Here is an 8,770-nt window from a genome sequence, read left to right as displayed (position 1 = left end):
CCTTGACACGTTCCATTCAGGAACAATGAATTGCTCTGCAAGGCCGCAGGGGGTGATGTTGCTCCTCTGGTACTCGGGGCACATCGTATAGTCGCCGTGAAGGCAATAGTGACACGAATAGCAAGGGACATGGTGGTGGATGAACACCCTGTCGCCGGGCGCAACGCCCTTGGCGTTTTTGCCGGCGGCAACGACCTCTCCTGCCAGCTCGTGGCCCAGCCTCCCTGACGACATGCCGTACTCGCCGTACACCTTTTCAAGGTCCGAGCCGCACAGGCCGCAGGCGCGCATCCTGACGAGCACGCCGCCCTCGCTTGCCATTTGCGGTGCGCTGACGTCGTCGACTGAAACCGCGCTGTTGCCCTTCACAAAAACCGCCTTCATCGCTCACTAGTCGGGAGTCGCAATATAAATACCTGAAAACTAGGTGATCCTAACAACCTTTAAATAGAAAAAACAGGCAAAGTTCATTTGCAGTGCTACTTCCTTCCGAGATCGAGGCAAAGTCGCTCATCCCTGCCGTCAGGGCCATTCTGGCAAAAAAGCTGATTAAAGAATACTCGCTCAAGGAAGAAGACGTCGCAAAGGTCCTGGGCATAACGCAGGCCGCAATCAGCAACTATGTGAGGGGCACGAGGGGCGACCTTGAGCTGATATCAAAGCTAGAGTCGGTGATGGAAGTCATGCGCATGATAGACGACATAGCCCGTGACATCTCTACAAACAAGGCCTATACGCCAAGCACGCTTGCAAAGTTCGTGGGGCTGACCAATTACATGCGCTACACGCTCATCATATGCGACGTGCATCACAGCATCGAGTCAAACATCGACGAGACCATCTGCGAGCAGTGCCGCGGAACGCTCATCCGGGAACACTAATGCTGCTGACAAAAATTAATATACTGTAAACTGGAATTTCTCGCATAAATGGAACGCATCAACGGCGAAATTATTTCCGGCATTGCCCTTGCAATGATGGCGATACTCTTCATTTACGCCGCGCAGGTCAATTCTATCTGGACAGTCGCGCTCCCTGCCTCTTACCTCCTGGTCGCCGTTGGCGCCGCGCTGATAGGCCTTGGCCTCTGGACGCGCCGCAACAACAACCGCCTGCCGAGCCACGAAGAGCACTCGCACCACTAGCGGTGCAACGCTTAAAACGACGGGCGTTCTGATGCAGTATCATGCCTTCCAGCGACGACCTAGTCGGCGCCTACTCTAGCACTGAAAAGACGTTTTTCGAGCTTGCAAGCGAGCAGCGCCTGTCGATACTTTTCCGGCTCTATGAAAAGAAGGCCAAGATCTCGCAGCTTGCCAAGGACCTAGACATAACTATGCAGGAGGCGCACCGCAACGTCAACCGCCTGCAGGACGCCAACCTCATAGAAAAGAACCCGGAAGGCATATTCTCGCTAACGACGTTTGGCAACACCATCATCAAGCAGATCCCGACTTTTAATTACCTGTCGATGCACAAGGAATATTTTTCAGAGCACATCCTGGGCGAGCTGCCGATAAAATTCATCATGCGCCTTGGCGCTCTTGACAAGTGCGAATATGTCAAGGGGGTGGTTGCCATCCTCGAGAGGTGGAAGGACATTTACCGCGATTCCGATCAATACATCTATGAAATCGTGCCACAGGTCCCCATAGACCTCATTGAGCCGGCGCTTGCAAAGGTAAAGGAAAAAGGAGTAAAGTACAGCTATGTCCTGCCGCAGAACGTCATCATACCAAAGGGCCGCAAAGATCTTTTGAAAAAGCTGGGCCACAGCGAGCTGTTGAACAAGAACGCGGTTGAGCGCCGCATGGTAGACAGGGTGCAGGTCGCAGTCATCCTGAACGAAAAGCAGGCGTCGGTGATGTTTCCCACGCAAAAGGGCGAGACTGACATGAACATGATGTTCCACAGCTCTGACCCGATATTTCACGAGTGGTGCCTCGACTATTTCCGGTACCGGTGGTACGGGTCTGACATATTTGACGAAAGCCACCTGAAAGAAATCTAGTGTATGTGTTTCCAGTGGAACACAAAATATCGAGTAGCCTTAAAAGAAGTAATTTTGCTACCACAAAACTGTTATCTTTGGATTGCCCCTTGTTCTTTTTGGCGCAGCATCGTGTCAGCTGTTTATTTCCGGCACTAGAATTCAAGCATTATGTAGTATTATTTGGATAAAACTTTATTAGAATACCGGCCAAGCGGGAATGCGTAATCACGTTGCTTACGACCAAATCCTTGATCGACATTGTTTTCGTCGGACTTGTAGTGGTTGCTACCATAATCACTGCGGTAGTGCTGGGCAAAGTAGTTACTGGCACATTTTATAACGATAAACTTGATATCAATTCCTCAAATGGAGAATCATCCGCCGACCATGTTGGTGAAGAAATCAACAACACGCAGATTACAATTCAAGACGTAAATAGGAATCCTGATGATGAGGAAAGAGTTTTTTCGTCTCGTATCAAGATTACCGAGGCAAATAGCGACGAATTTTCTAGCCATCCTGCAGTGAATTCTCTGTATGATTACTCGGCCATCATCCTCCCAATCGCATGGGGCGCAGTAGCAGGCACTCTAATATGGAGAAGAAGGCTTCCGGCGCAATGAAAGGAGGACTAGCAGAGTCGTGTTTTGGTGACTTTATTGCGCTTACCCTGTGAGCGTACTTTCTAACGACTTGAAATTATTATTTCCTTTTTCACGAATAGTCAACAAAACATCAATTCGGCAGCCACCGGTGGTCACTATCACGAGTTCGATTGGATGTTATGCAACGAAGCTGGAGGATAATTTTACCGCATCCAGTCTATCGGGATGTCCTGGTAGACGCCGTTTGGAAGCACGCGCCTGATAGAGATCGGCAGCGCCTTTTGAGCCACTTCGCCCATTGCAAGCCCGATTGATGTGCTTGCGCCCGGCGCGGCTATCAGCGGCGGCGCACCCAGCGACAGCTGCAGGGCCCTCGCGCCGGTTATCCTTGCGCGCTCAAACCTCGTGAGCCACGGGAGGCCTATCAGTATCTTGCTGCCCTGCGCCGCGATTTCCTTGAGCTCAAAATCCCTTTCTGCATAAGTGACGACCTCGTCTTCCGGCCTGTTTGACTTCTTGATAGGCTCCTCTTCCCTCACCTCGCCCTTCTTTAGCTTGGATTTGGAGACGGCCTTTTTAGCAACAGTCTTTTTTGTAAAACGCTTGACTACCAAGAATAATACAAAAAGCTAGCAACTATCTAATTAAATGTTTGCCCGTTACTGATACATCTTACATACTGTGGTTGCCGTTTCTGCAAAATCCTACGGCTCGTTTACCACCGACTGCAGGCTCTGGAACAGGGGCTTCATCCTTGCCGCCGGCCCCCGTATGTCCAGTTTCGAGCTGCCGACTACCGAGATGGTTGCAGAGCGGAACGGAAAACCGCCTTCCTTGTATTTCACGCCGTGTATCGATTCCAGCCGCTCGCTGACTATGTCGTCGGACCGCATTACGAGGCCGCGCCTTGCGTAAAGTATCAGCCGCCTGTCAGTCACGTAGACGTTGTACTTTTTCTCTGCAAATTCCACGTCCTCCTCGCTAGCAAACTTGACATTTTCTGCCGGGAGGAGAAAGTCCTTCAGTGGCACGCGCGCCTTTTTGCGCTTGCCGGCTTTATCGGGGGACGTCATCAAAGTTTGCCTATATGACCAACATTGGTCGCGCCAGAAACCTTTTCATTACATCATGATAAATGTCTGCTATTGCAGGCAGGCTCTGTTTCGCGGCTGAAATTGATTGCGGAAATATCCGGCAAGGGCCAGGCCGAGTGCGAGCTGGTGCGCCACCTTGCCCCGATGACGTCCGGGGCCATCTTGAAAGCATTGCCTGTGCAGGACCGTGTGCACAGGTTTGAAGACAAGTTCGTCTACATCGAGACCGGCATGGTCATTGGCGCCGAAAAGTCAAGGAGGCAGTTCAAGCGCGGCGACATGGCGCTCCTGCCGTCAAACGGCGCCATATGCTTCTTTTTAAAAGACTGCGCGGTGCAGGCGATGAACCCCCTTGGCAGGATATTGAAAATAGAAATGGTAGAGGTCAGCCAGGCTGGCGACGTGCTTTCAGTTAAGAAGCCTGCTTGACCTTTTCGTAGACCTTGTGGCCGCTATAGCCGCCGACCTTTTTCACCACGCCCTTGGATTCAAGGGTCCTGACAAACGAGTTTGCTATTGATATCTTTACACCCGTTGCCTTGGCGACTGACTGCACCGTGATTGCCTTCATGCCCTGTATGGCTTTAATGCCCTGCGCCTCTTCCAGCACGACTGCAAGCTTGGCTTTCTGCTGCGGCTTGCCCTTCTTCTCGTCCTTTGCCGCCGTCTTGATCTCTCCGCCCGGGCCAGTTACTGTGCCCTTGTCCTTGCCCGCCGGCTTGTTCTTGTTACCGCCCATGATAGTGCTGGTGGCTCTTTACCCATTAATAATCATATTCAAACAACACTTAAAGCGCAAGTAGGCCAAGCTGTGCCGTGGATTTCAGTCCGCTGGTCGACACCTTTGAGCAGATGGAGCAGACGTCCAGCAGGATAGCGCTTACCGATCATCTGGTGACGCTGTTGAAAAAGACGCCGCCAGAGGTCATCGACAAAGTCACATACCTCATCCAGGGCAAGCTCTATCCTGACTATGAAGGGATAGAGATGGGCCTTGCCGAGCGCATGGCGCTCCGGGCGATAGCCAGCTCGTCGGGCAAGAACCTGTCCGACGTCGAATCGATATACCGGCAGACCGGCGACATTGGCGACACCGCCGGCAAGGCGATGTCTGTCAAGAACCAGTCGACGCTGTTTTCAGAATCCATGACAGTGGAGCGCGTGTATTCCACATTTGACGGGATAGCGAGGACGGTCGGCTCCGGGTCGCAGGAAACCAAACTGCGCCTGGTGTCCGGGCTCCTGAACGACTCGACGTCGCGGGAGGGGCGCTACATCATGAAGTTTGTGATGGGGACCCTCAGGCTCGGGATTGCCGACTATTCCGTCCTTGACGCGCTGGCCATTGCGTTTACCGGCGACAAGGCAAACAGGAAGGTCCTGGAAAACGCGTACAACGTTTCAAGCGACCTGGGCACGGTCGCAAAACTACTATCGACCAAAGGCCTTGCGGCGGTCCAGTTGATGCAGATAACACTCTTCAAGCCAGTGAGGCCGATGCTTGCCGAGCGCGTCAGCACGGCAGAGGAGGCGCTGGAGCGGATGGACGGCAGGGCCTCTGTCGAATACAAGCTGGACGGCGAGCGTGTGCAGATCCACAAGGGCAAGGGCCGCGTCGAGCTGTTTTCCCGGAGGCTGGAAAAGATAACGGGCCACTACCCTGACATCACCAAAGTGGCGGCGACTCTAAAGGCCGGCGAGGCGATAATGGAAGGCGAGGTCGTGGCGGTGAACGTCCAGACCGGCGAGTACCTGCCGTTCCAGGAGCTTATGCACAGGCGGCGCAAGCACGGCGTGGAGGAGGCGATGGAAAACTATCCTGTCGTCATCAACTTTTTCGACATACTCTACTTTGACGGCAGGAGCGTGACATTGCTTCCATATGAAGACCGGCGCAAACTGCTGGCAAAGGCCCTCAAGGGAGTCAAGGACGACATGATAAGGCTGGTGCCGCAGGCAGTCGCCACGAACCACGACCAGATAGACCGGTTCATGGCAGAGGCCATCGAGAACGGCTGCGAAGGCGTCATGGTAAAGCACCTTTCAAGCACGTACCGCGCCGGCGCCCGCGGCTACGCGTGGGTAAAGCTAAAGCGGGAATACCGCACCGAGCTGGCAGACACGCTCGACCTTGTCATCGTGGGCGCGCTGCACGGCAGGGGGAGGCGCGTCGGCAAGTACGGCGCGCTCTTGCTTGCAGCCTATGACCGCGACAAGGACATTTTCAGAAGCGTGTCAAAGGTGGGCACCGGCTTTACCGACGAGCACCTGGACCAGTTCTACCAGCAGCTCGAAAGGCACGTCATACACCAAAAGCACGCCCGCGTGGACACTGGCATGGACATGGACGTGTGGTTCGAGCCTGCAATAGTGATCGAAATAATCGCGTCTGAAATCACACTGAGCCCGTCGCACACTGCCGCAAAGGACGCACTGAAGGCCGGCTATGGCCTTGCGCTGCGGTTCCCCAAGTTCACCGGCAAGATACGCGACGACAAAGAGCCGGAAGACGCAACGGACGTCGACGAGGTGGTGTCCATGTACCGCCGCCAGCTAAAGATCCACTCGCAAGCTCGCGACTCGGCAGAATAAATATGACTTATCCCAACCAGCATTGTGAAGGTTTCAGAGCTGTGCGCGATGATTCAAGAGTCTATAAGATCGGGCAGGTACCCGCTTGAAACGGATACGCAGAAAAAGTTTGCCAGCTTGATTGAAGTGGCAAACATGTCAGAGGATGACGACCTGAAGGCGGCAACCGTGGCGGTCGAGGTCAGGGTGCAGGACCTTTACTCTGTAAACAATTACGTGCCAAACATCCAGCACCTGCCCGGAGTCATCGAAGCCGACGTCGTCGATTCGTTCAGGATGATCTGCCGCAGAATTGACCGCCTTGACCACGGCGTGCAGTTCAGCCGGTAGGGTCGTCGCGCCAAAGCCCGCTCTCTATCTCGTTTTCTATCCTGCCCGCCAGGTCGTCAAGCTCCTGCAGGCCCCTGAATTTCTGGTACGTCAGCTTTTCAAGCGCGACAAGGAGGCTTTTGGCGGACCGAAACTGCGGGACCTGCGGGTTGTCAATCTCTGCATACAGCCCGATGCCTTGCAGGCCGTTTTCCTTGGCAAGTCCGAGGACCAGGCCGTTAAAGCCCGTTATCAGCGACGAGCCGGGCGTCGGCTCAAAGCCCAGCTTCTGTATCCTCTCTGACAGCTCTATCGTCGTCGCAGTCACGAGCGCCTTTGGCTCCTTGCCGTATGGGCGCGTGGTATGAAAGGCGCCCAGCGTGTACACCAGCTGCGCCGAGTGCTGCAAGGCTACGTCTACGACGTCCTGGCACATGTCGTACAGCTCTTGGTTCGTCTGCGGCTGGCCCATGCCTCCGCCAAACACGACAAGCGAGCCTTCAGAGCCGTAGCGGTACTCCCATTTTTCCTGCTTGAAATCGATATAGCCTCCGTTGTCCACGACATAGTTTGGGAACGGTATTGAGACGTAGCGAAAGAGTTTCGTCTGGAGGCTCTTGTTGATAAAGTCGATTACGATGCTCCCGACGTTTCCCATGTCCTGCATGGCCGCTATCACGATGGGCTTGCTTATCGGGACGTCTTCGACCGTGACTGCCTTCATAAAAGTTCCTATGCCGCAATGGCATAAAAGAGTTGGGAACTAGTGCACGTCAGGCCAGCAGCAACATTCTTTACGCGTGCAGTTTGGGCATTCATTTGCAGAGGGGCTTGCCCTGCATTCCGAAGGCAGGCAGCCGCAGTCGGCGCATTTTATTTCCACGACATTCCTGCCCCTGCATGAAATAAAAAGCCAGCCGGCGAAAGGTTAAAAGTCCCATGACAGAGACTAAAATTGAGACTTGCAGGCTGAGACTAACGACGTTTCAAGCGACCACCAAACAGCCATAGACGGCTGGAAGGCGCGCAAAGACCAGCTGCACCGCCAGCAGGCGTCGGCGCAGGAGTCAATCGACGAGTCCTATAAGGTGAACCTCCTGTCGCTCTCAAAAAAGAATGAAAAAAGCGACTAGTGCAGCTCTGTCCCGGGGTGGAATGCGGCCCACTCGAACCAGAAACCCTGGTCAAATGGCAGGCGCTCCAGTCTCATGCCTTTCATCTCTCCTTGTACTGCCACACCTTCAAAGTTCCACACGCTTGACGTTTGCCTGTCCGTTATCCTTCCTTCCCTGTATTCAAAATCGAGCACCTCGCCGTTAACCGTCCTATCAAAAGCCCTTGCTATGAAAGGGTATAGCGATGCAAGCATGACGTGCCTGTCGCCGATGCTGTCGTTTATAACATGTTCGTCTTCAATCTGCTGGAGCCGGTAAGCCCTGTACGTACCGCCGTTTTCAAGACCGATGATTATTTCTTTTGGCCCGAGCCTGTCGTCCTGGTTCTCCACCGGGAAATAGATCTCGGAGCTGGCGTAATAGTCGCCGTAGGGGTCTGCGCCGTACGGCCTGCCAAAGCCCGTGTCCGCTGACAGCACCTTTGACTGTGGATACAATTGCTTCCAGTCGCCCCAGTACGCTACGTCAAATGGCACGCGTTCCAGTTTCAAGCCCGCGTGCTCGCCCGCTATCGCCTGCCCCAGCGCCTGGCTCCACAACGACTCTGTGCCCCTGTCGTACATTACGAGGTTGCTGTTGTATAGCTTGCCCGAAGTGCCAAACTCTACCGCTTCGCCTCCGACGATGCGCTTGAAAACTTGGTTTGTGAAGCAGAGCGGGCAGTACGTGACGGCAACCGGCTCGCCCCCGACCACGTCATTCACTATCTCGTGCCAGACAAGTATCTGGAGGGGATATGCGCGCACGTCGCCGTTGATGTTTAGGCCAAGCACAAACTCCCCGTCCTGCAGATTGGCGTCCTTGATTGAAATGAACTTGGGATTATCAATAGAAGGTATGCCGTCGCGGGGCGGGCCCCCACCCACTATCTTGTCAAGTGGCACTATGGCTTTTTCTGCTGCCTTGTCCTGGGCAGGGGCCGCGGAGGGCAGCATGACAGCAAATGCTACAACCGCCGCAGCCGCAACGCCGGCGGCGATAATCATGACTGCAAACACTTTT

Annotated in this window: 14 protein-coding genes; 8 read left to right on the top strand and 6 right to left on the bottom strand. The window is 54.2% G+C overall.

Going from position 1 to position 8,770, the window contains the following annotated elements; all coding sequences use genetic code 11:
- On the bottom strand, positions 1-384 hold a 384-nt coding region (locus ACREAY_RS07285), incomplete at its 3' end, for an alcohol dehydrogenase catalytic domain-containing protein (RefSeq protein ID WP_431755106.1).
- A gap of 92 nt (positions 385-476) precedes the next feature.
- On the opposite strand from ACREAY_RS07285, the gene ACREAY_RS07280 reads away from it, so the two are divergent.
- From ACREAY_RS07280 to ACREAY_RS07265, 4 genes are all read left to right on the top strand, one after another.
- Positions 477-881: a transcriptional regulator gene (locus ACREAY_RS07280; RefSeq protein ID WP_431755105.1), complete on the top strand. Its 405-nt coding sequence runs from the start codon at positions 477-479 to the stop codon at positions 879-881.
- A gap of 48 nt (positions 882-929) precedes the next feature.
- A complete protein-coding gene (locus tag ACREAY_RS07275) occupies positions 930-1,145 on the top strand; it encodes a hypothetical protein (protein ID WP_431755104.1) in 216 nt (71 codons plus the stop codon).
- A gap of 41 nt (positions 1,146-1,186) precedes the next feature.
- On the top strand, positions 1,187-2,011 hold the full coding sequence (locus tag ACREAY_RS07270; protein WP_431755103.1) for a helix-turn-helix transcriptional regulator: 825 nt from the start codon (positions 1,187-1,189) through the stop codon (positions 2,009-2,011).
- Between the two features lie 230 nt (positions 2,012-2,241).
- Complete coding sequence (locus ACREAY_RS07265; RefSeq protein ID WP_431755102.1) at positions 2,242-2,616, top strand: hypothetical protein; 375 nt, start codon at positions 2,242-2,244, stop codon at positions 2,614-2,616.
- A 185-nt stretch (positions 2,617-2,801) separates the two neighbouring features.
- Here ACREAY_RS07265 and ACREAY_RS07260 read toward each other — a convergent pair whose 3' ends face one another.
- Together ACREAY_RS07260 and ACREAY_RS07255 are read right to left on the bottom strand one after the other, a co-directional pair.
- Entirely contained in the window at positions 2,802-3,212 is a 411-nt protein-coding gene (locus tag ACREAY_RS07260) for a DNA-directed RNA polymerase subunit K (protein ID WP_431755101.1), read from the bottom strand.
- A gap of 90 nt (positions 3,213-3,302) precedes the next feature.
- The gene (locus ACREAY_RS07255) at positions 3,303-3,671 is read right to left on the bottom strand and encodes a hypothetical protein (protein WP_431755100.1); all 369 of its coding nucleotides are present in this window, start codon (positions 3,669-3,671) and stop codon (positions 3,303-3,305) included.
- 72 nt (positions 3,672-3,743) lie between these two features.
- Here ACREAY_RS07255 and ACREAY_RS07250 point away from each other — a divergent pair, with 72 nt between their 5' ends.
- On the top strand, positions 3,744-4,121 hold the full coding sequence (locus ACREAY_RS07250) for a cyclophilin-like fold protein (RefSeq protein WP_431755099.1): 378 nt from the start codon (positions 3,744-3,746) through the stop codon (positions 4,119-4,121).
- Here the strand turns inward: ACREAY_RS07250 and ACREAY_RS07245 are convergent.
- Entirely contained in the window at positions 4,105-4,431 is a 327-nt protein-coding gene (locus tag ACREAY_RS07245; protein WP_431755098.1) for a MarR family transcriptional regulator, read from the bottom strand. The two genes, ACREAY_RS07250 and ACREAY_RS07245, sit on opposite strands and share 17 nt — an antisense overlap.
- A gap of 77 nt (positions 4,432-4,508) precedes the next feature.
- Here ACREAY_RS07245 and ACREAY_RS07240 point away from each other — a divergent pair, with 77 nt between their 5' ends.
- Positions 4,509-6,284 carry an ATP-dependent DNA ligase gene (locus tag ACREAY_RS07240; protein WP_431755097.1) on the top strand — a complete coding sequence of 592 codons (1,776 nt, stop codon included), beginning with the start codon at positions 4,509-4,511 and terminating at the stop codon, positions 6,282-6,284.
- 24 nt (positions 6,285-6,308) lie between these two features.
- Positions 6,309-6,614 carry a hypothetical protein gene (locus ACREAY_RS07235; protein WP_431755096.1) on the top strand — a complete coding sequence of 102 codons (306 nt, stop codon included), beginning with the start codon at positions 6,309-6,311 and terminating at the stop codon, positions 6,612-6,614.
- On the opposite strand, the gene ACREAY_RS07230 is transcribed toward ACREAY_RS07235, so the two are convergent.
- Positions 6,604-7,317 carry a PAC2 family protein gene (locus ACREAY_RS07230; RefSeq protein ID WP_431755095.1) on the bottom strand — a complete coding sequence of 238 codons (714 nt, stop codon included), beginning with the start codon at positions 7,315-7,317 and terminating at the stop codon, positions 6,604-6,606. The genes ACREAY_RS07235 and ACREAY_RS07230 overlap by 11 nt on opposite strands.
- A gap of 238 nt (positions 7,318-7,555) precedes the next feature.
- On the opposite strand from ACREAY_RS07230, the gene ACREAY_RS07225 reads away from it, so the two are divergent.
- Positions 7,556-7,726 carry a hypothetical protein gene (locus ACREAY_RS07225; RefSeq protein WP_431755094.1) on the top strand — a complete coding sequence of 57 codons (171 nt, stop codon included), beginning with the start codon at positions 7,556-7,558 and terminating at the stop codon, positions 7,724-7,726.
- Here ACREAY_RS07225 and ACREAY_RS07220 read toward each other — a convergent pair.
- A partial coding sequence (locus tag ACREAY_RS07220) for a DUF3179 domain-containing protein (RefSeq protein ID WP_431755093.1) occupies positions 7,723-8,770 on the bottom strand: 1,048 nt, incomplete at its 5' end. The genes ACREAY_RS07225 and ACREAY_RS07220 overlap by 4 nt on opposite strands.

It is taken from the genome of Nitrososphaera sp., from assembly GCF_050748925.1.
In the GTDB taxonomy this organism is placed as follows: Archaea; Thermoproteota; Nitrososphaeria; order Nitrososphaerales; family Nitrososphaeraceae; genus Nitrososphaera.
Note: the sequence above shows the minus strand (reverse complement) of the source record. Positions and strands in the feature narration are given on the sequence as shown.

What these genes read in the sequence shown, in the direction of transcription:
- ACREAY_RS07255 (WP_431755100.1), bottom strand. Translation starts at nt 3,671, where the DNA reads ATGACGTCCCCCGATAAAGCCGGCAAGCGCAAAAAGGCGCGCGTGCCA.
- ACREAY_RS07275 (WP_431755104.1), top strand. Translation starts at nt 930, where the DNA reads ATGGAACGCATCAACGGCGAAATTATTTCCGGCATTGCCCTTGCAATG.
- ACREAY_RS07245 (WP_431755098.1), bottom strand. Translation starts at nt 4,431, where the DNA reads ATGGGCGGTAACAAGAACAAGCCGGCGGGCAAGGACAAGGGCACAGTA.
- ACREAY_RS07230 (WP_431755095.1), bottom strand. Translation starts at nt 7,317, where the DNA reads ATGAAGGCAGTCACGGTCGAAGACGTCCCGATAAGCAAGCCCATCGTG.
- ACREAY_RS07270 (WP_431755103.1), top strand. Translation starts at nt 1,187, where the DNA reads ATGCCTTCCAGCGACGACCTAGTCGGCGCCTACTCTAGCACTGAAAAG.